Annotated in this window: 24 protein-coding genes and 1 pseudogene; 12 read left to right on the forward strand and 13 right to left on the reverse strand. The window is 65.1% G+C overall.

What is annotated here, in order from left to right; translation table 11 throughout:
• Positions 1-188: 188 nt before the first annotated feature.
• Positions 189-455: a hypothetical protein gene (locus B133_RS0100895; RefSeq protein ID WP_081618264.1), complete on the reverse strand. Its 267-nt coding sequence runs from the start codon at positions 453-455 to the stop codon at positions 189-191.
• Positions 456-670: 215 nt separating this feature from the next.
• Between B133_RS0100895 and B133_RS24190 the strand changes: the two genes are divergently transcribed.
• Positions 671-1,042: a hypothetical protein gene (locus B133_RS24190; protein ID WP_157625765.1), complete on the forward strand. Its 372-nt coding sequence runs from the start codon at positions 671-673 to the stop codon at positions 1,040-1,042.
• Between the two features lie 119 nt (positions 1,043-1,161).
• Here the strand turns inward: B133_RS24190 and B133_RS23455 are convergent, their stop codons facing one another.
• Positions 1,162-1,458, reverse strand: a complete 297-nt coding sequence (locus B133_RS23455; protein WP_081618150.1) for a DUF4193 domain-containing protein — start codon at positions 1,456-1,458, stop codon at positions 1,162-1,164.
• A 399-nt stretch (positions 1,459-1,857) separates the two neighbouring features.
• Between B133_RS23455 and B133_RS23235 the strand changes: the two genes are divergently transcribed.
• Positions 1,858-3,558 carry a PE-PPE domain-containing protein gene (locus tag B133_RS23235; RefSeq protein ID WP_051088017.1) on the forward strand — a complete coding sequence of 567 codons (1,701 nt, stop codon included), beginning with the start codon at positions 1,858-1,860 and terminating at the stop codon, positions 3,556-3,558.
• Positions 3,559-3,587: 29 nt separating this feature from the next.
• Here the strand turns inward: B133_RS23235 and B133_RS0100910 are convergent, their stop codons facing one another.
• A complete protein-coding gene (locus B133_RS0100910; RefSeq protein ID WP_018598822.1) occupies positions 3,588-4,667 on the reverse strand; it encodes a D-2-hydroxyacid dehydrogenase in 1,080 nt (359 codons plus the stop codon).
• Positions 4,668-4,963: 296 nt separating this feature from the next.
• On the opposite strand from B133_RS0100910, the gene B133_RS0100915 reads away from it, so the two are divergent.
• A complete protein-coding gene (locus B133_RS0100915; protein WP_036418852.1) occupies positions 4,964-6,334 on the forward strand; it encodes an amino acid ABC transporter substrate-binding protein/permease in 1,371 nt (456 codons plus the stop codon).
• Positions 6,331-7,104 (forward strand): amino acid ABC transporter ATP-binding protein, encoded by a 774-nt coding sequence (locus tag B133_RS0100920; protein WP_018598824.1) that lies wholly within the window; start codon positions 6,331-6,333, stop codon positions 7,102-7,104. The genes B133_RS0100915 and B133_RS0100920 overlap by 4 nt, the downstream gene beginning before the upstream one ends.
• Before the next feature lie 24 nt (positions 7,105-7,128).
• On the opposite strand, the gene B133_RS0100925 is transcribed toward B133_RS0100920, so the two are convergent.
• On the reverse strand, positions 7,129-7,785 hold the full coding sequence (locus tag B133_RS0100925) for a DUF3060 domain-containing protein (protein ID WP_018598825.1): 657 nt from the start codon (positions 7,783-7,785) through the stop codon (positions 7,129-7,131).
• A gap of 504 nt (positions 7,786-8,289) precedes the next feature.
• On the opposite strand from B133_RS0100925, the gene B133_RS0100930 reads away from it, so the two are divergent.
• On the forward strand, positions 8,290-9,387 hold the full coding sequence (locus B133_RS0100930) for a YncE family protein (protein ID WP_369751430.1): 1,098 nt from the start codon (positions 8,290-8,292) through the stop codon (positions 9,385-9,387).
• 42 nt (positions 9,388-9,429) lie between these two features.
• Here the strand turns inward: B133_RS0100930 and B133_RS0100935 are convergent.
• Positions 9,430-10,497, reverse strand: a pseudogene (locus B133_RS0100935) (IS110 family transposase); the annotation flags it as partial.
• Positions 10,498-10,879: 382 nt separating this feature from the next.
• On the opposite strand from B133_RS0100935, the gene B133_RS0100940 reads away from it, so the two are divergent.
• Positions 10,880-11,719 (forward strand): aldo/keto reductase, encoded by an 840-nt coding sequence (locus tag B133_RS0100940; RefSeq protein ID WP_018598827.1) that lies wholly within the window; start codon positions 10,880-10,882, stop codon positions 11,717-11,719.
• Positions 11,720-11,792: 73 nt separating this feature from the next.
• Here B133_RS0100940 and B133_RS0100945 read toward each other — a convergent pair whose 3' ends face one another.
• On the reverse strand, positions 11,793-12,122 hold the full coding sequence (locus B133_RS0100945) for a hypothetical protein (protein WP_018598828.1): 330 nt from the start codon (positions 12,120-12,122) through the stop codon (positions 11,793-11,795).
• Between the two features lie 99 nt (positions 12,123-12,221).
• Between B133_RS0100945 and B133_RS0100950 the strand changes: the two genes are divergently transcribed.
• Entirely contained in the window at positions 12,222-13,844 is a 1,623-nt protein-coding gene (locus tag B133_RS0100950) for a fatty acid--CoA ligase (protein ID WP_018598829.1), read from the forward strand.
• Between the two features lie 121 nt (positions 13,845-13,965).
• Here the strand turns inward: B133_RS0100950 and B133_RS0100955 are convergent, their stop codons facing one another.
• The gene (locus B133_RS0100955; protein WP_018598830.1) at positions 13,966-14,952 is read right to left on the reverse strand and encodes a patatin-like phospholipase family protein; all 987 of its coding nucleotides are present in this window, start codon (positions 14,950-14,952) and stop codon (positions 13,966-13,968) included.
• Positions 14,953-15,191: 239 nt separating this feature from the next.
• Positions 15,192-15,644: a lipoprotein LpqV gene (gene lpqV, locus B133_RS0100960; protein WP_018598831.1), complete on the reverse strand. Its 453-nt coding sequence runs from the start codon at positions 15,642-15,644 to the stop codon at positions 15,192-15,194.
• Between the two features lie 89 nt (positions 15,645-15,733).
• Here lpqV and B133_RS0100965 point away from each other — a divergent pair, with 89 nt between their 5' ends.
• Together B133_RS0100965 and B133_RS0100970 are read left to right on the forward strand one after the other, a co-directional pair.
• Complete coding sequence (locus tag B133_RS0100965) at positions 15,734-16,291, forward strand: cysteine dioxygenase family protein (protein WP_369751473.1); 558 nt, start codon at positions 15,734-15,736, stop codon at positions 16,289-16,291.
• A gap of 2 nt (positions 16,292-16,293) precedes the next feature.
• Positions 16,294-16,662: a rhodanese-like domain-containing protein gene (locus B133_RS0100970; protein ID WP_026255819.1), complete on the forward strand. Its 369-nt coding sequence runs from the start codon at positions 16,294-16,296 to the stop codon at positions 16,660-16,662.
• Here B133_RS0100970 and B133_RS0100975 read toward each other — a convergent pair.
• The 3 genes from B133_RS0100975 to B133_RS0100985 are packed head-to-tail and all read right to left on the reverse strand — an operon-like array spanning position 16,659 to position 20,200.
• Positions 16,659-18,359, reverse strand: coding sequence for an alpha/beta-hydrolase family protein (locus tag B133_RS0100975; RefSeq protein WP_018598834.1), 1,701 nt, complete (start codon positions 18,357-18,359; stop codon positions 16,659-16,661). The genes B133_RS0100970 and B133_RS0100975 overlap by 4 nt on opposite strands.
• Before the next feature lie 9 nt (positions 18,360-18,368).
• Positions 18,369-19,142: an enoyl-CoA hydratase gene (locus tag B133_RS0100980; protein WP_018598835.1), complete on the reverse strand. Its 774-nt coding sequence runs from the start codon at positions 19,140-19,142 to the stop codon at positions 18,369-18,371.
• A gap of 11 nt (positions 19,143-19,153) precedes the next feature.
• Complete coding sequence (locus B133_RS0100985; protein ID WP_018598836.1) at positions 19,154-20,200, reverse strand: enoyl-CoA hydratase/isomerase family protein; 1,047 nt, start codon at positions 20,198-20,200, stop codon at positions 19,154-19,156.
• A gap of 174 nt (positions 20,201-20,374) precedes the next feature.
• Between B133_RS0100985 and B133_RS0100990 the strand changes: the two genes are divergently transcribed.
• Complete coding sequence (locus B133_RS0100990) at positions 20,375-21,208, forward strand: Bax inhibitor-1/YccA family protein (protein ID WP_018598837.1); 834 nt, start codon at positions 20,375-20,377, stop codon at positions 21,206-21,208.
• Between the two features lie 106 nt (positions 21,209-21,314).
• On the opposite strand, the gene B133_RS0100995 is transcribed toward B133_RS0100990, so the two are convergent.
• Positions 21,315-22,532, reverse strand: coding sequence for an acetyl-CoA C-acetyltransferase (locus B133_RS0100995; protein ID WP_018598838.1), 1,218 nt, complete (start codon positions 22,530-22,532; stop codon positions 21,315-21,317).
• A 33-nt stretch (positions 22,533-22,565) separates the two neighbouring features.
• Positions 22,566-23,546 carry an SGNH/GDSL hydrolase family protein gene (locus tag B133_RS0101000; RefSeq protein ID WP_051088019.1) on the reverse strand — a complete coding sequence of 327 codons (981 nt, stop codon included), beginning with the start codon at positions 23,544-23,546 and terminating at the stop codon, positions 22,566-22,568.
• Positions 23,547-23,740: 194 nt separating this feature from the next.
• On the opposite strand from B133_RS0101000, the gene B133_RS0101005 reads away from it, so the two are divergent.
• Both B133_RS0101005 and B133_RS0101010 read left to right on the forward strand, forming a co-directional pair.
• Positions 23,741-24,778 (forward strand): alpha/beta hydrolase, encoded by a 1,038-nt coding sequence (locus tag B133_RS0101005; RefSeq protein ID WP_026255821.1) that lies wholly within the window; start codon positions 23,741-23,743, stop codon positions 24,776-24,778.
• 29 nt (positions 24,779-24,807) lie between these two features.
• Entirely contained in the window at positions 24,808-26,202 is a 1,395-nt protein-coding gene (locus B133_RS0101010; protein WP_018598841.1) for a cystathionine beta-synthase, read from the forward strand.
• Positions 26,203-26,398 lie beyond the last annotated feature (196 nt).

The following is a 26,398-nucleotide window of genomic DNA, read 5'->3' on the forward strand; positions in this document are numbered from 1 at the left end:
GGGCCGAACGCTTGCCGGTGGGTGGTACGCGCAGGTCAGAGGGCCTTCTTCAAGCAACGCTGAACGTTGAAGACGAAGGCTCGCCTGCCGGTCAAAAGTTTTGACGCTCCGCAGGGACACCTATCGATCAGTGCTCGCGTCGGAGGTACGAGGCGACGCGAGCACTGAGTGCCGATCCTGTGTCGAGTTCACGCTCGGGCGGACACCGCCACCAGGCCTCGGGACTGGGCTGAGGTGACCATCTCCGCCCACCGCAGCTCAACCCCCAGCAGGACCACCACCGCCGTCACAGCGGCGGCGCCAGAGGCGAGCCCGTCGGCCCACGGAGCACCGAGCTGGCTCGCGGCCAGCAGGATCAGCACAGCGGTTGCTGCGAGTGCGACGCCCAGACGGCGATGCCGCCCTGCCGGCGCGATATCGGCGGCCGCATCGGTGGCGTGGGTCAAACCGGTCATGAAGTCCACCCTGCCGCTGCCAGCTGAGGAAAGGTGAAGCGGCGGCTATGGATATCCGATGTTCTTTGCTGGCTTGTGCCCGATGTGGAATCCGCAACTCGCTTCTCCTGTGCCTATGGCGCCAGGACGTTGTTGGGATCGGTAGCGCTTACCGCGCCGTGTACTTGACGCATCGGCGGCGCGGAGCGGGCGTCGCCCCGCGAAAGGAATGCACGGTGGTCGGAGTTTCGCAGCGACTCGCGGTGGGAGTGGCGACAGCAATGATGTTGGTGGGCAATGTCGTAGGGCTGGGCGTGAGTACAGCCCAGGCTCTACCGGACATTCCGATACCGCTGGGGTCGTGGCCGGGGTGCCCGGCGGACAACCCGTCGGGCCCATGCCGTTGGTGTCCCGGAGATCCCCCGGTGCAGACCGGCAATCTCCGGGTGAACCCGGTCATATGGGATGCGAGCATCTGCCACACCTATTGGTACGTCCGGCCCGGGCAGGGCAATGTTGCTCAGAACATCTGGGACGGTGAGACCCCGCCGGCACCGCCTCCGCCGCCGCCGGGCATCACCATTCCGTGCCAGCCGTGGTGCTTGTGATGTCCTGACAGGAGGCTGCCGGGTAGGGCGCGAGATGTTGTGTTGCGGCGGTGTTCGAGGCTAAGACCTGGAAACCCGATCGCCGCGAGTACGGTCCCCGCGGCGATCGGGTTTCGTCGTCAGACGCAGTCGACGCAGATCTGTTGGCTACCCTGCTGCAGCGCGAGGCGGTTGCGGTGCTGCACGAGGAAACAGCTGGAGCAGGTGAACTCATCGGCCTGCTTCGGAATCACCCGTACGGTGAGTTCTTCGCCGCTGAGATCGGCGTCCGGCAGGTCAAAGGAATCGACCGCCTCATCCTCATCGATCACCGCCGTGTCGGTGGCTGTCCGTCGCTGGGCGGCGAGATCCTCGAGTGACTCCTCGGCAGACTCGTCAGCATCCTTGCCCCGAGGTGCGTCGTAATCAGTTGCCATTGATGACCCTCCCTATCGAGACCTGTGCACGCAGAACGCCGACAGACCGTCTATTGTTCCCGGCTGGTTTCCGGCGCGAAGCATAGATGAAAAACCGGCGCACATTGCGGTTGGCCAGTGTTTTGGTGTTGTCACTGCCGCGGGCAGTTAGCCCGCCTGACTGCGGCGGTACCACCACCTGGCCGGCTGATCAGAGTCGTTACATCTCCCACGACCTCTATTTCTGGCTATCTATCACCAAAGTATCGCTGCAGGTACGGCACATTTAATGGTTTGCTGGCGAAAATATGGCGGTTTGATGGCAGTGTGCCGAAACATTGGGATTCCGCTGTGCGATGTTCAGTTGCCATGCAAAATTCCTGTGCCTGGGACACCAGGCTCATCCATAGGGGGTCCTTCGTGCGTCGTCTGTTCCGCACCAGCGCCACCGTGATCTTGGTGATGGCTGCCGCGGTCGTGCTTGCCGGTGCTCAGACGATGGTGATGCCGCTGGCGTTTCTGACCGCGACCGCATTGATCATGGGCGGCACCGGTCATCCGCTGAGTTCGCCAGAGGACAGCCCGCAGTTCATAGACGGCTACACCAACAACGCCATCAACAACTACATTGTGCTCACCGGTTACTGCGGGTCCGAGTCGTGCACACCCACCGCGGTATCAACCCCGGAGCAGTTCATGCCGGTGTCGGGCACTATGCCGTTCGATGAGTCGGTCGCGCAGGGAACGGCGAACCTGAACCAGGCCATCACCGCACAGTCGGTCGGAACCCAGATCATCGTGTTCGGCTACTCGCAGAGCGCGCGCATCGCATCGATCGAAAAGCGTAATCTGGCCGCGTCCGGGTCGACGCTGCCATTGGCATTCGTATTGATCGGTAATCCGAACCGCCCCAACGGCGGCGTGCTGTCCCGGTTCGAGGGGCTGCAAATCCCCATCCTCGGCGTCACCTTCGACGGTGCGACGCCGACGGACACCAACTTCAAGACCGTCGACGTCACCCGCCAGTACGACGGATGGTCCGACTTTCCACTGAATCCGCTCAACCCGTTCGCTACGGCGAATGCCGTTGCCGGGATCTACTATCTGCACGGCGATTATGAGAGCGTGGGCCTGGGCAACGCGGTCTACCAGGGATCTTATGGCGATACGCAGTACTACATGATCCCGAGCAACCGGTTGCCCCTGCTGATGCCCTTGGCCGAGGCCGGCGTGCCGGATCCCGTTCTCGCGGTGCTGGATGCGCCGATGCGCGTGCTGGTGGAATCGGGCTACGACCGGACCGCGAGCCCGGGACAACTTACCGGTGCGAACGTGCTGTACTTCCCGAACCCAGTAGAGACCGGTGTCAACTTCATCATTGCGATCCCGACCGGGCTCGACGACGGAGCACAAGAAGTGGCCAACGTCCGGCCTTTCGGCACCGCACCGATCGATCAGCGCAGTCCGTACGGTGTCGGGGGCCCGCCGGTCAACACGGGATCATTCGGCTCCAGCAGTGTTCCGGTATCAGCAGCCGCCGCTCCGACGCCGAATATGGTGGCGCCCACGCCCAAAACAGTATCGCCGGCTGCCCAGCCTTCTGTTGCGAACCCGCGGGCCGCGGCGCTGCCCATCGGCCCGCAACCCGGAGGATGGCAGTCGATGAATCCTAAACCGGTTGCGGCGCAGCCGGTTCCCGCGACACCAACACCGCGCGTCGACGCGCCGAAGAAGAATCTGACGTTACCGTGGTCGGGGCCCGCCCAGCCAACGTCGCAACCGGCGCCGATTGCGTTTCCCGCCGCTCCTGTGCCGACGCAGGCCCCCGCGAAGGTCGAGATACCCAGGCCGGCAGTGGCTCCGCTCGATCCACCGAAACAACCTCCGGTGAAACTGCCCGCGATCCCGACCATGGTGCCGAAGGCGCCACCCATCGAAGCGACTCCGGAGTTGCCCCTCCCGGCAGCCCTCGAGGTATCGCCAGGGCCCGTCGCGCCACCACCGATGTTGCCGCCGCCGGCGATTCCGACCTTCGTGCCGCCGCCGATACCTGTGCTCCCGCCACCGCCGCCCATGCCGGCGTTGCCGAACATCTTCGGCGGGTTCCGCCTGCCTTTCTGACGTAGGGGGAAGTCGCGGGGTTCTTTGCCTTAGTAGAACTCAACGGTGTCAACCAGATTGCGCATTGGCCTGCCGTCAAGGAGCCTGCCGGCGTTGTCGGCGAACAGATCGGCGATCAAGCGGTCCTCTGCTGAATTCAGCGCCGCGGTATGCGGGCTGATGAGGACGTTCGGGTCGGCCCATAACGGGCTGTCGGTAGGAAGTGGTTCGACCGTGAACACATCCAGCGCGGCGAAACCTACCTGGCCGTCACGCAGTGCCGCGATCAACGCGACCTCATCGATCACGGTGCCCCGCCCGAGACTGACCAGAGTGAACCCGGGTTTGGCAGCCCGCAGCACATCCTCACCCACGAGCTTGTCGGTCGCGGCGGTACCGGGCAGGCTCACGACGATACCGTCGACACCGGTCGCCGCGTTCGCGAGATCGTCTGGGTGGACGATCTCATCGACGCCGTCAACCGGCGTTCCGGAGCGGCTGGTGCCAATCACGTTGGCCCCCAATGCCGAAAGCTTGGCGGCGACAGCGCGGCCGATCGCGCCAAGCCCGATGAGGAGCACCCGTTGCTGGCTGAGCAACCCCATTTCCCAGCGGCTGGACCATTGTCGCTCGGCCTGCTGGGCCACCAGCCTCGGCAGCGTCTTGGCCCCGGCCAACAACCCGAACAACGCGTACTCGGCCATCGGCTCGGCATGAACGCCGGCTGAGGTGGTGAACCGGATCCGGTTCAGTTCGGCTTCGGTCAGTCGAGCAGCCTTTATCTGGGCACCGCCGCCGGCGGCCATGGTGTGTACCCACAGCAGTCCAGGATTGTGTTCGGCGGTGCGTTTGAGTGTCGGCGGCGTCTCGTCGGGCACGCCGTAAAGCGCCTGTGCGGAGTCGACAAGTTCGTCGAATGCGTGTTGCTGGTCTGCGGTGCGGTGGAAGGCCGGATCGCCGGAGTGGTCACCAGCGAACCGCTGGGGAGGCAACAGCGTCTGGTCTCGGATGAAGTCGATACGGGGTTCGTGCCGGACGATCCGTTCGATCAGTTCCTCACTGACCGGGGTCGAGGCCACCACCCGAAGCCGGCTCGGCCTGGCGGTGGAAGGGTCGGTTTGTTCGATCATCTGGTCCCCACTGCGTTTCTGGTATTGCGAACAGCATTCGGGTCTCATACTGCACGCATGGCTGCGGTGACTGCGCGAAGGGACTGACCCGCACTGGGCCAACCGTAACTCGCCAGTTGGCCGGAGATCGCCCGTGAACCCGAGTCGCGACGATAGCGTGAGGCTCGTCTATCTGGATCGGAGGCAATATGCGAGTCACCCCCTCGCCGTGCCGCGCCACCACACGCGCGGCACGGTCCATACGTCGACTCACGGCCTTCGTGGTGGCCGTGTTCGCCGGCCTGATCGGTATCGCGATGTGTACCACCGGATCCGCTTCGGCGGCGGGCGAGCACTACGTCATCGCCACCGACACCACGTTTGCGCCGTTCGAATTTCAGGACGAACAGGGCAGATTGGTCGGCATCGACATGGATCTGATCCGCGAGATCGCTAAGGACCAGGGCTTCACCGTTGACATCAAGCCGCTGGGCTTCGACGCCGCGCTGCAGGCGGTGCAAGCCAACCAGGCCGCCGGTGTGATCGCCGGGATGTCGATCACCGACGAACGCAAGAAGGTCTTCGACTTTTCCGATCCGTACTTCGAATCGGGTGTGCAGATGGCCGTGCTGAAAACCAACGACGACATCAAGTCCTATGCGGACCTGCGCGGCAAGCGCGTCGCGGTGAAGAACGGTACCGAAGGCGCCCAATTCGCCGACTCCATCAAGGACAAGTACGGATTCGACGTCGTATCGTTCGCCGACTCGTCTTCGATGTTCGACGAGGTACGTACGGGCAACTCGGTAGCGGTCTTCGAGGACTACCCGGTGCTGAACTACGGCATCCAGCAGGGCAACGGATTCAAGACCGTGACGCCCAAGGAAAGTGGGTCGAGCTATGGGTTCGCGGTCAACAAGGGACGGAACGCGGAGCTGCTCGCGAAATTCAATGCGGGCCTGAAGAACCTCAAGTCCTCGGGCCGCTACGACCAGATCCTCGAAACCTACCTCGGCAAGGGCGCCACCGAGAACGACAACTCGTTCCTGGGCCTGCTGAAGAGCACCTTCCCGATCCTGATGGCCGGTCTGAAGATGACCATCATCCTGACGGTCGTCTCGATCGCCATCGCACTGGTGCTCGGCATCATCTTTGGGTTGTTGCGGGTCTCGCGGTCGATATGGCTGCGAGCCATCGGCACGACATTCGTCGACATCTTCCGTGGCACACCGCTTCTGGTTCAAGCGTTCTTCATCTACTTCGGTATCCCGGCCGCGCTCGGATTCCAGATGACGGCGATGACGGCGGGCATCATCACGCTGTCGCTCAACGCCGGTGCGTACATGACCGAGATCGTGCGCGGCGGTATCCAGTCGGTGGACAAAGGTCAGATGGAGGCAGCCCGCAGTCTGGGCATCGGCTACCTGCCGGCCATGCGGAAGGTGATTCTGCCGCAAGCGATCCGGACGATGATCCCGTCCTACATCAACCAGTTCGTCATCACATTGAAAGATACGTCGATCCTGTCGGTGATCGGCATCGCCGAGCTCACCCAAACCGGCCGGCTGATCATCGCCCGTAACTTCCAGTCGTTCAACATGTGGCTGATCATCGGCATCATCTACTTCATCGTGATCATGGCGCTCACAAAGCTCTCGGACCGACTCGAGAAGAGGCTCGTCAAATGACCCAGCTCGTCCCAGAATCGGCATCGGCCGAACCCGAAGGCGCCGTCAAGATCCGCGTCGAGGGCCTCAAGAAGGCCTACGGCGACCTGGTGGTCCTCGACGGCATCAATACCACCATCAGTCAAGGTGAGGTGGTCTGTGTCATCGGCCCGTCCGGTTCGGGAAAATCGACCTTCCTGCGGTGCCTCAACAAACTCGAGGACATCACCGACGGCAAGGTCACGGTCGACGACTACGACTTAACCAACCCCAAGGTCGACCTCGACAAGGTGCGTCAGCACATCGGCATGGTGTTCCAGCACTTCAACCTGTTCCCGCACATGACGGTGATCGAGAACGTCACGCTGGCACCGCTTTTGACCAAGAAGATGAACAAGGCCACCGCCGAGAAGCGGGCCCTCGATCTGCTGGGACAGGTGGGGCTGGCGGAGAAGGCAAACGTCAAGCCGGCCACGCTATCCGGCGGACAGAAACAACGCGTCGCCATTGCGCGGGCACTCGCGATGAACCCGTCGATCATGTTGTTCGACGAGGCCACAAGTGCGCTCGACCCTGAGATGGTCGGCGATGTTCTCGAAGTTCTGCGCGCGCTGGCTGCCGAGGGCATGACGATGGTGGTGGTCACCCACGAGATGGGTTTCGCGCGAGAGGTGGCATCGCGGGTGATCTTCATGGCCGACGGGAATATCGTCGAGGACGACATTCCCGCAGAGGTCTTCGACAGCCCGAAACACCCACGGCTGCAGGAGTTTCTATCGAAGGTGCTGTGAGCGTTTCCTGCCGGGCTCGCCGGCTCAGCCCTGTTCGACGACGTTGTCCTGACCGGAGTTGGAGATCTGTGGTTCACCCGAGTGGAAGGTGAGCCGATTCTCCATACCGGAGACGCCGATGGTGTCGACTGCGTCGACAGTGATCGTGTTCTGGATGCCCGACACCGTGATGGTGGTGCAGTGCCCGGTGATCGTCACGGTGTTCTGGATGCCTTGCACGGTCACGGAGCTGTCGTTGCACGCGATGGTGCGGTTCTGGTTGATCCCCGTCACGGCGACCGGCTGGCCGGGTAGCACCGGGCTCGACGAGACAGTGGGCGGCATGGGGGCGGCGGGCTGCGCCTGGGTGGTGCGCACGGTCGTCTTGGCGGAGCCGCTCGTCGTGGTGCCGCTCGACCCGGTGTCCCGTGAGCTGGCGAACATCAGATAGGCCGCGACGCCACCAGCCGCGAGAAGCGACGCCAGCGCCGCCGACAGCACCAGAACACGTACCGAACTGGCTGAGCCTCGCTGTGGTGGTGGATAGCCGGGGTATTCGTTGCCGTACGGCGGCGGAAACTGCTGAGCCGAAGTCCATGGCTGGGTGGTCTGACCCGTTCCCAGCTCCGACGCGTGGGCGGCGTCGGCGAGTGGGCGTTCCAGGTCCCGGATGCGGGCCTCAGGGTCGTCCTGCGGGTCCATGCGGTGATGCTCGCATACGCGGCGATCGAGTGCGGGCGGTTGGCGGCGGACATGTGAGCTGGATCACGGCCAGCGAACATCTGCCTCATCCGGCCTCAGCTTCCCCAGCTGTAACATGACGTGGACCGACGCGACCACCCCCGGTCGCCTGTGGATTCGAAAAGTTTGCTGGCGTGTCGAGGTGTGATTTATCGCTCATTTTTCCGGGGAATGGCGAGAAGTTATTTCGCCGACAGCATTCCGCGATATCGGGCAGGTGGTAGCCGTTGGCAGCATCTTGGCAGGTAACTGACGTGCAGTGTATTGCTACCAAAACATAACGACGACGTAACGAAGAATTTTCTAAGCGCAGCCTGAGAGATCGGCTCGGCATTTGGCCGAGACGCTGACTTCGTGAGGAAGCGCGCGCATTTTCGTCGCTAAACTTGAACCCAACCGCGCCATCCTGGCGCAGAGATACCCCTGAATCTAGTGCCGGTGAAAGTCATGCCGGCGGAGGTGCCGATGACCATGGCAAAGAACTTCTTGCGCGCGATCAGCAATCTGGTTCATCGTGATGCCGCTGTCGCTGACGATGCCGTCGGCAGTGTCGTGTTCGACGGCGTCCTCGATGACCTCGATGTCGCTGGTCTGGTGGAAGTCCGGCGTGGCCCCATCGGCGACATCGCCGTGGATGCGGACCGGGACACCATTGTGGTGACCAACCACGGCACGGACTGCCTCACCGTGATCAACCCCGACACCCTGCAGGTCGTCGGTTCGGTACGGCTCGGCGGTGAACCGTTCGCAGTCGTCGTTGCCGACGACCGTGCTTACGTCAGCGTCGCCACCGCTAGCCACGACGCGATCGCCGTCGTCGACACCATCTCCGGCGCGGTGCTCGCCGAGTACCCGCTGGCGCTGAGCGTGACCGCATTGACGGTCAGCCCGGACGGCAAGCGGGTGTTCGCCGGACGCAGCGGCCATGACCGCATCGACGTCGCCGTCATCGACGTGACCGCCGAGCGGGTCGGCACCATCGACATCGCCACGGGTGTGGGCATCAACCTCGACGCACTTCGGGTCGATGCCACCGGTAAGCGGCTCTACGCTGCCACCTCGGGTCCGCGTGGCAGCCGCGTCGTCGTGGTCAACACCGAAACTGCACGGGTCGAGGCGACCGTGTGGATCGGCGCCCCAGTCCGCGACATCGCGCTGGGTACCGACGGAATCGCCTACGCGCTGACGTCGGATCTGCAGTCTCGCGGTGAGGTGCACGTCGTCGACACTGCGGCGGGCACTGTCCTCGGCGCGATCGCTGTCGGCGGGGCGCCCACGCAGCTCGTGCTCAGCCCGGATTCCACCCGCGCCTACGTCGTCGACTACGACCGTGTCCTGGTGCTGTGTACGTTGACCAGCCAGATCATCGGCAGCGTCGAGGTCAGCGCCCAGCCCGCCGCGGTTGCCGTACGCGCCGACGGTAGCCAGGTCTTCATCGCCGACTACGCCGGTCACGTCAATGCGTTCGACGTGGCAGCCGAGCTGCCCGCGCTGTACTCACAACTGACCTCCGCTCCGGTGGCGCTGCACGAGTTGGCTGTCCGCGAGCCCGTCGCCGTCTAAACCTCCGCGGCTTCGTTCCCGCGAGCAATAGCTCCTATGTCAAGCCGCTGCTGATTGTGGCGGCTGACTGGGGGTTTGGTGGTCGGGGTGGCCGGCGTCGCGGCGGAGGGCTTGGTAGACGCGGCGGGCGATGCGGCGTTTGACGCAGCGCCGGGCGGCGGCTTTGGTTTTCCCGGCATCGACCAGCTTGTGGTAGTAGATCTGCCCGGCGCTGCCGGTCATGCGGATCTGGGTGACGGCGATGCGGTGGAGGGCAGTGTTGAGTTGACGGTTACCGGCGCGGCTGAGCCGCATCTGCCCGGCGCTGGCCCCCGACCACGCCGGGATGGGCGCGACTCCGGCGTGACAGGCGAACGCCGCCTCACTGGTGAACCGGGTGACGCCGGCGGCTTCGCCGACGATCTTGGCCGCAGTCAGCTCCGCGCAGCCGGGGATCTCCAGCAGCGCCGGGGCGGACCGGTGCGCGCTGGCCGCCAAACGCTTGGCTAAGGCGTTGATCTCGCTGGTGAGTCGGATGATGTCGGTCAGCTCTGCGCGGGCAATTTCGGCGACCAGACCCGGCAGCTCCGTCAGCCAGGCCATGAGCGTCTGCTGCTGCTTGACGGCACTGAGTGAGCCCACCGCGGCGGCCCGCTCGGGATCGAGGTCATGGGCATGCCAGAGCAACCGGTTGATCGCCGAGGTACGTTGTGCTACAAGGACATCACGGCGATCGGTCAACAGTTTGAACTCCCGCGACGTCTCGTCATGAGACGCCACCGGCAGGTCGGGTTCCCGCAGCACCGCCCGGGCCACCGCGAGCGCATCGATCGGATCGGACTTGCCCCTCACCCGCGCGGACTTGCGGGTCTGGGCCATCAGCTTGGTGGGCACCCGGACCACTTTTTGCCCGGCGCCCAGCAGGTCACGTTCCAGGCGCGCGGACATGTTGCGGCAGTCCTCGATGCCCCAGATCAGCTCGGTGCCGAACTGCTCGCGCGCCCACATGATGGCCGTGTGGTGCCCGGCGGTGGTGGCCTTGACGGTCTTCTCGCCGAGCTTGCGTCCAACCTCGTTGACCGCGACAAAGGTGTGGCTGCGCTTGTGTACATCGGCTCCAACAACAACCATGGTGGTTGCCTCCTTCAGTCATGAAGAGGGGGTGTATTGAGGTTGGGCCGGGCGGCGGACACTTCTCAGTCGGGGCGATGCCACGCTCCTATCAAGTCACGCCGTCCGGTCCTTCTCATCTGGTGCCGGCACTACTGCTCAACGCCAACCCCCCAAAAAAGGGGCGGCAGACGCGAAATGAGCCAGACACCAGATGATCCGGAACCAACCACCGCACGCGGGGTCTGTCACCTCGACACACCGCAACACAGCACCCTCACAATGACACTGAGACGTGAGAGTCCCCCGACACGCCGGTGTCGGGGGACTCTCACGTCTGCTCGCGAGGGAGGCTCGACAGGGCATGCTGGACGTCACGGTCACGAGGAGGACATTCCCACGCATGAATGCAATCGAACTGAACGACGGCACCCGCATCCCGCAGTTGGGATTCGGTGTGTTCAAGATCGAGCCCGACAGAACGGCGGCGGCGGTCAAGGTTGCGTTAGACGTCGGTTACCGCCACATCGATACCGCCGAGATGTACGGCAATGAACGAGAAGTCGGTCAGGGGATTCGCGACGCAGGCTTGGACCGTGGCGAGGTGTTCGTCACCAGCAAGCTCAACAACGGTTTCCACCGCCCCGACGACGCCCGACGGGCGTTCGACAACACGCTGAGTGCGCTCGGGTCTGACTACGTCGACCTGTTCCTGATCCATTGGCCGCTGCCGATGCTGTATGACGGCGACTTCGTCTCGACCTGGCACGTACTGGAGGAATTCGCCAAGGACGGCCGCGCACGCAGCATCGGGGTATCGAACTTCCAGCCGGCACACCTAGAGCGGCTCGCGAGAGAATCTGACACCGTGCCGTCGGTCAACCAGGTCGAGGTTCATCCATACCTCACCAACGAAGAGGTTCGCGCGTACGGGCGAGACCACGGCATCGCGACCGAGGCCTGGTCGCCGATCGCGAAAGGTCAGGTGCTCGACGATCCGGTTGTCATGAGGATCTCCGATACCGTGGGCCGGTTCCCGGCACAAGTCGTGCTGCGCTGGCACATCCAGCGCGGCGACATCGTATTTCCGAAATCTGTGTCGCCGGAACGGGTCAGATCCAACTTCGAGCTGTTCGACTTCGAACTGACCGAATCCGATATGGATGCGATCTCGGCCCTCGACCGCGGGGAATCCGGAAGAACCGGACCCAACCCCGATACCTTCGATCGAATCCCATCGTGATTCATCGGGACGGATTCGGTCGGGGCACTGCCCGCGCTGGGAGTCGTGGGCTGGCGAGTTGAGGTCGGTCCGCTCAGCGTTGGCAGTTCAGGGAGACCGATACCGTCTGGCTGGTGACGACCTGCACCAGCATGCGGTTGTTGGGGTTGCCATTGCTGTTGCCGCGGCCTGGGCCGGTGTAGGGCACCCATTGGCTGACCTGCTGCGGGTTGCGGACACTGGTGACGACACACTGGTCGAGCGGCGCCGTCCCGACACGGTCGATGTTGACGGTGTAGCCCTGCGACTGCAGTCGGCTGATCACTTCCTGCGCCGTTTCGTCGGCTGAGGCGACCCCGGCGGATGCGCACACCAGCCCGATCACAGCCGATGCCACCGCACCAAGGGCCCACGTCACCCGCATTGCCGCACCTCTCGTTTCAGTTACCTCACATCCTCCTCTCCGTACATCGTTTCGGGAACCCGATTCGTTCCCGGAAACCGCCCCGATAGCATCGCGCCCGTGGACAGCACCATGCAGAACTGGCCGTTGACCATCACGGCGATCTTGCGGCATGCCTGCGGCGCCAATGCCGACCGAACTGTCACCACGGCCACCGGCCAGGGCGGTTACCGAACCAGCACCTACCGGGAGCTCGGCGAACAGGCCGCCCGGCTGGCGCACGCTCTGCGCGGCCTGGGCATCACGGGGGACGAGCGGGTCGGCACGTTCATGTGGAACAACGCCGAACACCTGACTGCCTATCTCGCACTGCCGGCGATGGGGGCGGTGCTGCACACCCTCAACATCCGGTTGTCCCCGGAACAGATCGCCTATATCGCCAACGAAGCGCAGGACCGAGTGATCGTGGCCGACGCGTCGCTGGTGCCACAGCTGGCACCCGTGTTGCCGCTGCTCGAGACTGTGCACACCGTGATCGTATGTGGGAACGGCGATGTGAGCCCGCTGGCCGGGGTCGCGGTGGTGCGTTACGAGGAGCTGCTCGCTTCGCAGCCGGCCGAGTTCGATTGGCCCGACGTCGACGAAAACTCCGCGGCGGCAATGTGTTACACGAGTGGCACCACCGGCAACCCCAAGGGCGTCGTGTATAGCCACCGGTCGAGCTATCTGCATGCGTTGTCCACCTGCACCGCCAATGCGCTCGACGTCAGTGCCGGTGACGTGGTGCTGCCGATCGTGCCGATGTTCCACGCCAATGCCTGGGGTTTGCCGTATGCCGCCCTGATGGCCGGAGCGGATCTGGTGATGCCGGACCGCTTCCTGGACGGCGCCTCGTTGATCGCGCTGATCGAATCGCTGCGGCCCACCGTGGCCGGCGCGGTCCCGACCATCTGGAACGATGTGATGCACTGCCTGGAAAAGTCGCCCGGACACGATATTTCGTCGCTACGCCTGGTTGCCTGTGGTGGTTCAGCGGTACCTGTCTCACTGATGCACACCTTCCAGGAGCGCTACGGCGTCTATATCCAGCAGGCGTGGGGCATGACCGAGACGTCACCGCTGGCGACGGTCGCCAAACCACTGCCCGGAGTGTCCGAGCCGCGGCACTGGGCGATGCGGGCGACCGCCGGCCGGGCCATGTGCGGTGTCGAGGTCCGCATTGTCGACGATGCCGGCAACCCAATGCCGAGCGACGGTAAAGCCGTGGGGGAGCTCGAAGTACGTGGACCGTGGATCACCGGAAGCTACTACCAGGGGCGAGACGCGGAGAAGTTCGACACTGGCTGGCTGCGCACCGGCGATGTCGGCTGCATCGACGAAGACGGCTACGTCACGCTCACCGACCGGGCCAAGGACGTCATCAAATCCGGCGGTGAGTGGATCTCCTCGGTGGAGTTGGAGAATCTGCTGATCGCCCATCCTGCCGTGCTGGAGGCCGCCGTGGTCGGGGTGCCCGACGACCGCTGGCAGGAACGTCCGTTGGCCGTGGTGGTGCTGCACGAGGGCGTCACCGCCAGCCCCGAAGAACTGCGAGAGTTCCTGGGTGGCAAGGTGGTTGGCTGGTGGTTGCCGGAGCGTTGGACGTTCGTCGAGCAGGTGCCGCGCACCAGTGTCGGCAAGTACGACAAGAAGACCATCCGGGCCCGGTACGCCGACGGCGCCTATGAGGTGGTCACTCTCTAGCGCGAGCAGACGCAAAATCGCACTGCGGACCCACGATTCATGCGAGTCCGCGTCTGCTCGGCCCGGGCAGGTTTCCGCGACGTTGCCCGCCAGCCGGTACGGGCCCCGGCGTGACCGAGACTCAGGAGTCGAGCGCGCGGGCGGCCAACTCCTGGCCGATCCCGATCACCTCCGCGGCCCGGTGGAACTCGAGGCTGCGGCACACCGTGCGGGGCACCTCGATCAGCAGGTCGGGCGGGTAGGCCGCCAACATATGCCTGGCCAGTGCGGCCTGTGCGATGTCGATGGTGCGGTACATCACCTCGAAGCTGCTCAGCCGGGGCGCGCCTGTGGCGTCAGGGATCTCGTCGACGGCGGCTTCGGCTTCGGCGAGCTCGGTTTCGGGGATCTCGGTTTCAGGAATCGTCGCCCCGAACCGGCTCAGCACGGCACGCGCGGTGGGCCGGTCCAGCATGCTGCGCACCGATGCCGTATCCAGTATCCCTGAGGTGCTGTGCAGCATCCGGGTGAGCCATTCGGCGGTGGGCCGGGACTCGCGGTCCACCGGGCTTGCGGCCGTACCGGGATCACCGCCGGACACGCTCACCGCGACCGTGAGATCGGCGGTGACTGCGGCGATCGGTGCCATCGGCAACGGGTCGAGAATGCCGCCGTCGCCGAGCAATCGGCCCCCCAGCGCATGCGGGGCGATCACGCCGGGGATCGCGATCGATGCCCGGATCGCCGAATCGACCGGGCCGCGTTGCAGCCACACCGATTTTCCGGCGATCAGGTCGGTGGCGACGGCGGTGTAGGGGATGGGCAGGTCTTCGATCGTGGCCTCGCCCAGAATGTCGCGGACGGTGTCGAGGATCTTCTCGGCGCGCATGATTCCCGCGGCGGTGAGCGACGGATCGAGCAGTCGCAGCACCGCGCGCTGGGTCAAAGTCCGTGCCCAGTCGGCAAAGTCGTCGAGCTTGCCTGCGGCGTACAGCCCGCCGACCAGTGCTCCCATCGACGATCCGGAGACACCGACGACCTCGTAGCCGCGCTCGCGTAGTTCGTTGATGACGCCGATATGCGCGTAGCCGCGCGCACCTCCGCTGCCGAGAGCCAACGCAACTCGCATGGGTCCATTCTGCCGTGGGAACGATGGTGTGCGGTTCCCGGGATCGCCACCCCTTGGGGCCGCGATCCTCGCGTTCGAGGTCCTGCCACCAGGGCCCAGTGGCGCGCGACAGCGTCGACGCGGGCGTCGCGGTGAACTCAACAGCACCCCGGCTGCGGGCGGGGCCCAAGGCGCAGCCAACTCGCCGCCAGTTTCTTCGGTGCCTTGCCCGCGGGTGGTTCGGCGCAGCCTGATTCGAACTAGCCGCAGAGCTGGTCGGCCGCCGCGCGCACCGCGACGATGACCGCGGCCTGACGGCCAGGTTCCAGCTCCGCCCAGGCCTTGTTGTAGGTGCCGGGGCCGGGTGTGGCGCCGGGAGCCTGCAGAGCGGCCAGATACGGCTCAATCTGGGTCTTGGGGTCGCCGCCCTTCTCGTCCATCCAGACCTTGGCGGCATGGCAGGCCTGGAAATACTCCTCTTCGGACGACTGGGCGTCGGCCTCCACGGCGGTGGTGACCCCGCCCGGCGAGGTCGCCACTTCACCCGGCCCGGCGGTGGGGGTGGCCGACTGCGTGGCAGTGGTCGGCGTTGCGGCGGACGAGGCGGGAGGATGACCCTGATCGCCCGTCGACGAACATCCCGTCAACATCGTGAGGGCGGTTACGGCGACGGCTCCAGTCGTCCACAACAGGGCCCAGGCGTTACTGCGCATGGCGCCAATCTATGCAACACTGGCCGCCGTGATGGAACGGACCGGTTCGCAGGGGTGTTGTCGGGCTCGCTAGCGCGCCCTTGACCAACCTGTCCGCAACGTCTGTTCTGGAGTTTTCTCGTATGGTTTCCACCCTTGCCCCTGCCCCGGTTCCTGCCGTGTCCGCACCGACCCGGCTGCGCCTGCCCGATCTGTTGCACACCACCGACCGCGCCGCCGACGACGTCCTGTCCGGTCGCTACGACCGGCTGTTGCGCGGTCTGCCGCACGACGAGCGCTGGTACACGCGGATGGCCGGCGACGACGAGTTGGACATCTGGTTGATCAGTTGGGTACCCGACAAGTCCACCGAACTGCACGACCACGGCGGCTCCCTGGGGGCGTTGACTGTGGTGTCGGGTGCTCTGACCGAAACCCGCTGGGATGGTGAGGAGTTGAGGCGTCGACGGCTCTCAGCAGGCGCCCAGGCCGCGTTCCCACTCGGATGGGTGCACGACGTCGTCCGCGCACCCGGACCGCTCACCGGACCAACGTTGAGTGTGCACGCCTACTCGCCGCCGTTGACCGCCATGTCCTACTACGAGGTGACGGAACGGAACACGTTGCGCCGCAACCGGACCGAACTGACTGACGCTCCGGAGGGGTGAGTGTGAGCCGGATCGAGGCCGTCCTGGCGGCTGCCCGGGAGCGTCTGCAGCGGCTGCCCGCCGACGAGTTGCCCGCTGCGTTGGCTTCCGGCGCCGTGCTTGTCGACATCCGGCCCGCCGCGCAGCGGGCCGCCGAGGGGGAAGTATCGGGCGCGCTGGTGATCGAGCGCAATGTGCTGGAGTGGCGGTGCGACCCCACCAGCGATGCGCGGATTCCGCAGGCGGTCGACGACGACGTGCACTGGGTCATCCTGTGCTCGGAGGGCTACACGTCCAGCCTGGCCGCGGCCGCTCTGCACGACCTCGGGCTGTACCGCGCTACCGACGTCGTCGGCGGCTACCAGGCACTGAAGGTGGCCCAGCTGGTCTAGGTGTTTTCGTTGTTGCTCAACAGCGGACGCAACTTCTCGGTCTTGTCCGGCGTCCAATCGGGCGGCTGCAGGATCTTGGCCCACGCATTGGCGACATCCTTGATGTACACGTGGCCGTGCCCGTCGGGCACGTTGACCGAGACCGCCATGTCCGCGGACACCTGTAGGAAGGTCACCACCGGGATCCACTGCATGCGCCCCGAGACGTCGTAACCACGAGGCTCCTTGAGCCAATCCGGCTCGGAGAACAGCAGATCCGGGTTCCACCACGCGATCGGATCCGACGCGTGCTGCAGGTAGACCGCGCGGGGAGTGTGCCACGGGTCGGCAGGCCGGTCCAGGTTCTCCGGCCGTGCGGAGAATCGGACGTACTCGCCCTTCCCGTAGATCGGAAGCCACTCCGGGGAGCCGGCATCGCGGTTTCGGGTCAGATCCGTCCAGATGGTGTTGTTGAATGTCGGGCCCGAGAACAGCGCGCCGTCGGTACGGGCGATCAGATTGTTCAGGCTCAGGAACGGTGCCTCGCCGCCGAACGAACCCAGGCTCTCGCCGAACACCACAAGCTTGGGGCGCTTGCCCTCCGGCCGCTGCTTGACGAGGTGGTCGACCGCCTCGAACAGCGCCTGCCCGGCCTGACGCGCGTTCTCCTTGTCCACCAGGAACGAGATCCAGCTGGGCAGGAACGAATACTGCATCGATACGATTGCGCTGTCGCCGTTGTACATGTACTCCAGGGCCGCGGCCTCGGCGTCGTTGATCCAGCCGGTGCCGGTGGTGGTCGCCACCGCCACCACTTTGCGGTCGAGCCCGCCGGTGCGCAGCAGCTCCTGGGCGGCCAGTGCCGCAGTGGCCCGGATACCCTCAGCGGAATGCAACCCGGCGTACGCCCGGATCGGTTCCATCGCAGGTTTTCCGTTGAATTCGCTGAGCTTCTCGACACTCGGCCCGCCGGAAACGAACACCCGACCCTGGTGGCCCAGCGACTCCCACTTCGTCAGCGATCCCGGGCCGCCCGACCGCAGTGTCGATGTCGGAGCCGCGAAATCAGGGTCGTCCTCGTTGTTGATCGCCGAGAACGTGCTGTTGATCTTCTCCATCGTGAATCGGACCACCACACCGTTGAGCAGTGCGATGCTGAACGCCAACAACAGCGCGATCACCACCACTACCGAAACGCGTGGGGGCGCAAATCGATTGAGCTGGTGCACGAGGAACCGCACGAGCCTGCCGATCAGCTGTCCGATCTTCACGAACACGAACAGCAGCACCACCGACAACACCGCGGTCAGCGGGTGATCCCAGAACGTCAGCCGCGGCACACCCATGAAGTCCCGGACCTCGTCCTGCCACACGTGGAAATAGACGATCATCAGGATCTGGCCGACGATGCCGACTACCACGAGGCTCACCCATGCCCAGCGCGGCGCACGCGGACTGGTGTCCGCCGACCGCATGAACCGCACCAGCCACACGCCGAAAACGCCGAGGCCGTAGCCGATTGCACCGGCGGCGCCACTCACCAGACCCTGGAACAGCGGACCGCGCGGCAGCAGCGACGGCGTCATCGACAACCACAGGAACACCAGGCCGACCGCCGTCCCGAAGAACGTGTAATGACGCTGCCACAAGTCGGGTTTGTCCGTGGCAACGGGCTTGGCGTCGGGCGTCGCAGCTTCGGGCTCGGCGATGTCGGTCACCCTCGTACTTTAGCGATGGGTGAAGTTAGGGGCGCGCTTCTGGGTGAAGGCCGCCATGCCTTCCTTCTGATCGGTCGTGGCGAACGCCGAGTGGAACAGTCGGCGTTCGTAGAGCAGGCCCTCCGCAAGCGTCGACTCATAAGCACGGTTGACGGCTTCCTTGGCCATCCGCGCCGCCGACAGCGACATCCCCGCGATCGTCTCGGCCACCGCGAGGGCCTCGTCGATCAGCGAATCCGCCGGGACCAGGCGCGACACCAGCCCGGCCCGTTCGGCTTCGACCGCGTCGATGGTTCGGCCCGTCAGGATCAGGTCCATGGCCTTGGCCTTGCCGATCGCACGTGTCAGTCGCTGGCTGCCGCCCATACCGGGCAGCACGCCCAGCTTGATCTCGGGCTGGCCGAACTTGGCGGTGTCGGCAGCGATCAGGATGTCGCACATCATCGCCAGCTCGCAGCCACCACCCAGGGCATACCCGGCGACGGCGGCGACGGTCGGGGTTCGGGTGGCGGCGAATTTCGACCACAGCTCGAACAAGTCGGCCGCGTACACGTCGGCGAACGACAGCTCCGCCATCTCCTTGATGTCCGCGCCGGCGGCGAAGGCCTTCTCGTTACCGGTGACGATGATCGCGCCGATACCTGGGTCGTTGTCGAGTTCGGCTGCGGCCGTGGTGACTTCGTTCATCACCTGGCTGTTGAGCGCGTTGAGCGCCTTGGGCCGGTTGAGGGTGATGGTGGCGACGCGGTCGACGCGGGTCACCAGGATCGTCTCAAAGCTCATGGGATGTCCTCTCAGAACGTCAGGTCGGGATCCGCCGAAACGAAGTATGCGTCGATGTCGGCCTGGGTTACCGCCGCAGTGGATGGCGGAGACCAGTGTGGGTCGCGGTCCTTGTCGACCAGTTGGGCGCGGATGCCCTCGACGAAATCATGCGAACGCACCGATGCACATGACGTCCGGTACTCCTGCTGCAGCACCTCCTCCAGCGTGTCCAGCTTCGCGGCCCGGTGCACGGCGACCAATGTCACCGCGAGCGAGACGGGAGAGCGGGTGGCGATGAGATTGGCGGCGTCGCCGGCGGTCTGGCCGGCCGGGCCCGCATTGTGGCTGCGTAGCCGGGTGAGGATGTCGGCGACGTTTTCCCCGGCATAGCAGGTGTCGATCCAGTCCCGTTGCGCCAGTAGCGGACTGGGCGGTGGTTCGACGGCGTGGACGGCCAGGGCGCTTTCGACACCGTTGTTGACGATGTCCTCGGTGAACTCGGCGAGATCGGCGTGCGGCACATAGTGATCGGCGAAGCCCATCGCGATGGCGTCGGCCCCGCCGAACGGTGCGCCGGTCAGCGCGGCGTGCAGGCCGAGTGCACCCGGGGCTCGCGACAGCAGATAGGTGCCGCCGACATCGGGGATGAACCCGATACCGACCTCGGGCATCGCCATCTTGGTGGTGTCTGTGACCACCCGGACACTCCCGTGGGCTGCGACGCCGACGCCCCCGCCCATCACGATGCCGTCCATGAGCGCCACGTACGGCTTGGGATAACTGCCGATGCGTGCGTTGAGCCGGTATTCGTCGTACCAGAACTTGCGGGCGTCGGCCCCGCCCGCCCTGGCGCTGTGATAGAGCGCAACCACATCGCCGCCTGCGCATAGCCCGCGCTCACCGGCTCCGGTGAGCAGCACGGTGTGGACCGTGTCGTCGTTCTCCCACGCGTCGAGTGCCGCGGCGATTCTCGCGACCATCCCCTCATTGAGCGAGTTGATCGCCCTCGGCCGGTTCAGGGTGAGAATGCCAACCCCGTTACGGACATTTACTAGGATGTCCTCGTTTTCTGCCACGAGGCCAATCTAGTTCGATGCCCGTTGTTCGCTTACGCCGGGTAGGGTTTGCCTCGACATCAAACCTGTACGTTTCCTGGGAATGCGTTCGGTTCTGCGGGAACCTGTGCAGATCGCCGTTCGTTGATCGAAGTAGTTCACTGCCGAACACGGCACATAGGAGAGGACCCGACGGTGCGCGAGACCAGCAACCCGGTATTCCGGTCTCTGCCCAAAACGCAGGGCGGATACGCACAATTCGGTACCGGAGCCGCCGGCTACGGCGCTCAGCAGGTACATGCACAGCCTTATACCGAGTACACCGACCAGCGGCAGACCGGTGTATCGCGTCCACTGACCATCGACGACGTTGTCACCAAGACCGGCATCTCGCTGGCCATCGTGTCGGCTGTCGCCGTCGTCGCCTACTTCTTCGTGGCGGCCAACCCGGCCCTGCTGATGCCTGCGTTCTTCATCGGCAGCTTCGGCGGTCTTGCGCTGGTGTTGATCGCCACCTTCGGGCGTAAGCAGGACAACCCGGCCATCGTGCTGTCCTACGCGGCGTTCGAGGGCGTGTTCGTCGGCACGGCGTCGTTCCTGTTCGCCAACCTGGTGTCCACTGGTGGGCCGGCCATGATCTTCCAGGCCGTGGTCGCGACCTTCGGCGTGTTCTTCGGCATGCTCGTCGTCTACAAGACCGGCGCCATCCGGGTCACCCCGAAGCTCACCCGCATGATCGTCGCCGGCATCTTCGGCGTCGTCGCGCTTGCCATCGTGAACATCCTGTTCGCGATCTTCACCGGCAACGCCCCGCTGACCGACGGCGGCCCGCTGGCCATCGGCTTCTCGCTGCTGTGCATCGCGCTCGCGTCGTTCAGCTTCCTGATCGACTTCGACGCTGCCGACCAGATGATCCGCGCCGGTGCGCCGGAGAAGGCCGCGTGGGGCATCGCCCTGGGCCTGACCGTCACGCTGGTCTGGCTCTACATCGAGATCCTGCGGCTGTTGAGTTACTTCAACAACGACTAGTTTCTTTCCCGAGAAGGGCGTCCGCGACTCGCGGGCGCCTTTTTCTTTTGCGTCGAGACTGGGGTGGTGGCCTTCACTCTGCGGTCAGGAGTCAACGCCGAAGGAGCTAGGAGAGCCGCTCCACGACCATCGCCATGCCCTGGCCGCCACCGACGCACATGGTCTCGATGCCGAGCGTCTTGTCGTAGGTCTGCAGATTGTTCAGCAGGGTTGCGGTGATCCGGGCACCGGTCATGCCGAACGGGTGGCCCAAAGCGATTGCGCCGCCTGAGACATTGAGCCTGTTCTCGTCGATGCCCAGGGCCCGGGCTGAACCCAGCACCTGCACCGCGAATGCCTCGTTGATCTCGTAGAGGTCTATGTCGCCAATACTCATGCCAGCGTTGGCAAGAGCTTTCTTGACGGCCTCGATCGGGCCGAGGCCCATGATCTCCGGTGACAGGCCGGATACCCCGGTCGACACGATGCGGGCCAGCGGCGTGAGCCCGAGTTCGCGAGCGCGCACATCGCTCATCACGACGAGCGCCGCGGCGCCGTCGTTCAGCGGGCATGCGTTGCCGGCAGTGATGGTGCCGTTGGGCCGGAAGACCGGCTTGAGCTGGCTGATCTTCTCGTAGGTGGTGCCGGGCCGCGGGCCGTCATCGGTGGACACCACAGTGCCATTGCGCAGGGTCACCGGCACGATCTCGCGCTCGAAGAATCCGTGCTTGATCGCCTCTTCGGCCCGGTTCTGCGACCGCACACCCCAGTGATCCTGTTCTTCGCGGCTGATACCGGTGTATAGCGCGACATTCTCGGCGGTCTGGCCCATGGCGATGTATACGTCGGGGATGTTGCCGTCTTCCCGCGGGTCGTGCCATTCCTCGGCGCCCGTGGCCGCCTTGTCGGTGCGGGCCATTGCGTCGGCATAGAGCGGGTTCTTGGTGTCGGGCCAACCGTCGGCGTTGCCCTTGGCGAACCGCGACACGGTCTCGACGCCGGCCGAGATGAATGCGTGGCCCTCACCGGCCTTGATCGCGTGGAATGCCATGCGGGTGGTCTGCAGCGACGACGAGCAGTAGCGGTTGACCGTGGTGCCGGGCAGAAAGTCGTAGCCCAGCTGGACCGCGACGGCGCGACCGATGTTGAACCCGGCCTCGCCGCCAGGCTGACCGCAGCCCATGACGAGGTCGTCGATGTCGCGGGGGTCCAGGGCCGGCACCTTGTCCAGCACAGCCTTCACCATCTGAGCAGCCAGGTCGTCCGGCCGCATCTCGATGAGCGATCCCTTTCCGGCGCGGCCGATCGGCGAGCGGGCGGTGGCGACGATGACGGCTTCGGGCATGGCAAGCTCCTAGATCGTGTTCTAGAAATGAACCTAGCCCGCGGGTACCACGATGGGTGCGGGCACTCCGGTCGGCCGCCGCCAGAGCCTGCTCACGCCGCCCAGCCGCGACAGCAACGACGCATCGTCCGCCGAACCGGTCTCCAGCGCCTCGTCACCGTCCCAGTTGCCCAAGGCATTACACAGCGCCGGTAGCAACTGGCTGGCCGCCAGAGCGTAACCGGCCGCCGATGGGTGGAACATGTCCTGTGAGAACAACAGTTCGGGGGTCTTGTAGAAGTCGGGTGCCAGCAGATCGGAGAACGGCACCGGCACACCGCCCGCGGCCCGCACGGCGCCGGCCTGCGCGCGGGCCAGCCGCAACCCCCGGTCCCGTGCGACCCAGCGCAATGGTTGGGGAATCGCCTTGATGACACCGAAATCCGGGCAGGTGCCGACGACTACGACCGCTCCCGCGGACCGTAACCGCTGTACGGCCACACCGAGCCGCCGCGCCGAGGGGCCGATGCCGTTCGGTTTGGTGATGTCGTTGGCGCCGATCATGATGACGGCCGCATCCGGCGGTGGGCCGGCCACGAACATGGCGTCGATCTGCCCCGACAGCCCTTTCGACGTCGCACCGACAATTGCCTTGGTGCTCAACCGGACCCGTTTACCGAACTGCTCGGCGACGCCGCGGGCGATCACCACGCCGGGTACCTCGTCGGCCACGCGGCAGCCGTAGCCCGTGGCGGTCGAGTCGCCGAACACCATCAGATGTATGTCGAACGGAATTCCGCGCTCCCAACGCTGCACCGGGCCACCGCCGGGCGCGTAGACGCCGTCGGCGCGGGGTGGGATGTCCCAAGCCTTCGGGATGACCCGACGGGCCTGATCCGCCTGCCCCGACAGCAGATTGCGCGCCCCGATATACGCGGAGCCGGTAGACACCAGTGTTGCCGCGGCCGCCAGGGCGAAGGTCGTCCGACTCGGGGTGCGGTTGCGGACGCGAGGAGCACGACTGCTTGAGCCCACACCGCAAGTTTAGGTGCGACACACCAGGTTTTGCGTGTGGCGAGCGGAGACCACCGATTACGTTGCGGTATCAAGTCCGGTATCAATTCAGATTATTTGATTGTTGAACTGACTGAGGATGGCAAGCTAAGTTACCCGGGTTGTCTGAGTGACGTAGCACACCTAGCACTACAAAGACGTAGGAAGTGGTGGCGATGACTGCACCGAGTAAGGTCGCGAGGTCCCGTCGTGCTGGTATAAGCCCAGCTAGAGTGCACCGCGCGCGCAAGTACCCTGTCAGTGACCTGATGCCCGTCGAGGTGGTCGAAGACGGTCCGAGTCTCGCCGGCCGACTGGCTTCGGTGGCGGCAATGCTGACTATCCGACCCGTTGTAGCAATTGGTAGCTATGCTCCGCATTTGCCGTGGCCGTTCGGTGTTGTCAACTTCGCCGCGCGGCTCATGCGGCCCGCCCCCGGCACCATCAAGGCGACGATCGGCCTGCCCAACTGCACCGCGCACCTTGTGCGCGCCAAGGGTGTGCTGCCCGCCGACGGCAAGCGAAGCGTCATCCTGTACCTGCACGGTGGCGCGTTCCTGACGTGTGGTGCGAACACACATACCGGCATTGTGACGTCGCTGTCGCAGTACGCGGACAGTCCGGTACTGGCGGTGGATTACCGCATGGTCCCCAAGCATTCGGTGGGCACCGCGATCGACGACTGTTACGACGCCTACCACTGGCTGCGGCTCACCGGATACGAGCCCGAGCAGATCGTGCTGGTCGGTGACTCGGCGGGCGGTTATCTGGGGCTGGCTCTGGCCGAACGGCTCCTGGCCGAGGGAGAGGAACCGGCGGCGCTGGTCACCATGTCGCCCTTGTTCGAGATCGACAACACGGCGCGGGCCAATCATCCGAACATCCACCGGGATGCCATGTTCGTGCCCAAGGCGTTCGACGCCCTCGTCAAGCTGGTCGAGCGCGCGGCCGACCGCAAGGGTGAGGAAGTCTACGAACCGCTCGACCACATCGAGCCCGGTCTTCCGCGCACGCTTATCCACGTGTCCGGTTCCGAGGTTTTGATCAGCGATGCGCGGAAAGCCGCCCACATGCTCGCCGCTGCCGGCGTTCCGGTAGAGGTGCACATTTGGCCCGGTCAGATGCATGTCTTCCAGCTTGCGGCGCCTCTGGTATCCGAAGCGGCCCGGTCGCTGCGCCAGATCGGCGAGTACATTCGCGAGGCCACCTGGTAACCCGCGCGCGGGCCTGAGACGATGTGACTATGCGCATCGCCAAGCACATCAGTGAGCTCATCGGCAATACCCCTCTCGTGCAGCTGAACTCGGTTGTCCCAGAAGGTGCGGGCTTGGTCGCCGCCAAGATCGAATACCTCAACCCCGGCGGCAGTGCCAAGGACCGCATCGCCGTCAAGATGATCGACGCCGCCGAGGCCAGCGGTGAACTCAAGCCGGGCGGCACCATCGTCGAGCCGACCTCCGGCAACACGGGGGTGGGACTGGCCCTGGTGGCCCAGCGCCGCGGCTACAAGTGCATCTTTGTTTGCCCCGACAAGGTCAGCGAGGACAAGCAGAATGTGTTGCGCGCGTATGGCGCTGACGTGGTCGTGTGCCCGACGGCGGTAGCGCCGGATCACCCGGACAGCTACTACAGCGTCTCCGACCGGCTGGTCACCGAGATCGACGGGGCCTGGAAGCCCGATCAGTACTCCAACCCGATGGGTCCGGCCAGTCATTATGCGACCACGGGCCCGGAGATCTGGGCCGACACCGACGGCAAGATCACCCATTTCGTGGCCGGTGTGGGAACCGGAGGCACCATCACCGGCACCGGTCGCTACCTCAAGGAGGTGTCTGGCGGAAAGGTGCGGATCATCGGCGCCGATCCCGAGGGCTCGGTGTATTCGGGTGGGACCGGCCGGCCGTACCTGGTCGAGGGTGTCGGTGAAGACTTCTGGCCGAGCGCGTACGACCCGACCGTGCCCGACGAGGTCATCGCGGTCTCTGACGCGGATTCGTTCGACATGACCCGTCGGCTCGCGCGCGAAGAGGCGCTGCTGGTCGGTGGATCATGCGGGATGGCGGTTGTTGCCGCCATCGAGGTGGCGCGCAAGGCGGGGCCCGACTCGGTGGTGGTGGTGCTGCTGCCGGACGGCGGACGTGGTTATCTCTCAAAGATTTTCAACGACGCGTGGATGTCGTCGTACGGTTTCCTGCGCAGCCGGTTGGACGGCTCGATCGAGCAGGCGACCGTCGGGGATGTATTGCGCGGCAAGTCCGGTGCGCTACCTGACCTGGTTCACACCCATCCGTCGGAGACGGTGCGTGACGCCATCGGGATCCTGCGCGAGTACGGGGTGTCGCAGATGCCTGTCGTGGGTGCCGAGCCCCCGGTGATGGCCGGCGAGGTGGCCGGCAGCGTGTCGGAGCGAGAATTGCTTTCGGCGGTGTTCGAGGGCCGGGCGAAGCTTGCCGATGCGGTTTCCGAGCACATGGGTCCGGCGCTACCGTTGATCGGCGCGGGTGAGTTGGTGAGTACCGCGGCGAAGTCGCTGCGCGAGTGCGACGCCGTGATGGTCGTCGAAGACGGCAAGCCGGTCGGCGTGCTGACGCGGCACGATCTGCTCGGATTCCTGTCGGAGGGAAACGCGCGGCGCTGAATGTCAGGTGAGAAGTCTTGCAATGAGCGACTTCTCAGGTAATGTCAGCGGGCGCTGTCCAGCAAACTCGACTGCGGAGGGGGTCCGCGACCGATCTGTCGACACGGCCTTTGCCGCGGGGGACGTGTGAATGCGCCCCTTGGTGCGTACTCTCCCCTGTGAGCCGTTCCGTTCGCTGTACATCTAGGTGCTGGCA

The sequence above is a fragment of the Mycobacterium sp. 155 genome (genome assembly GCF_000373905.1).
Lineage (GTDB): Bacteria > Actinomycetota > Actinomycetes > Mycobacteriales > Mycobacteriaceae > Mycobacterium.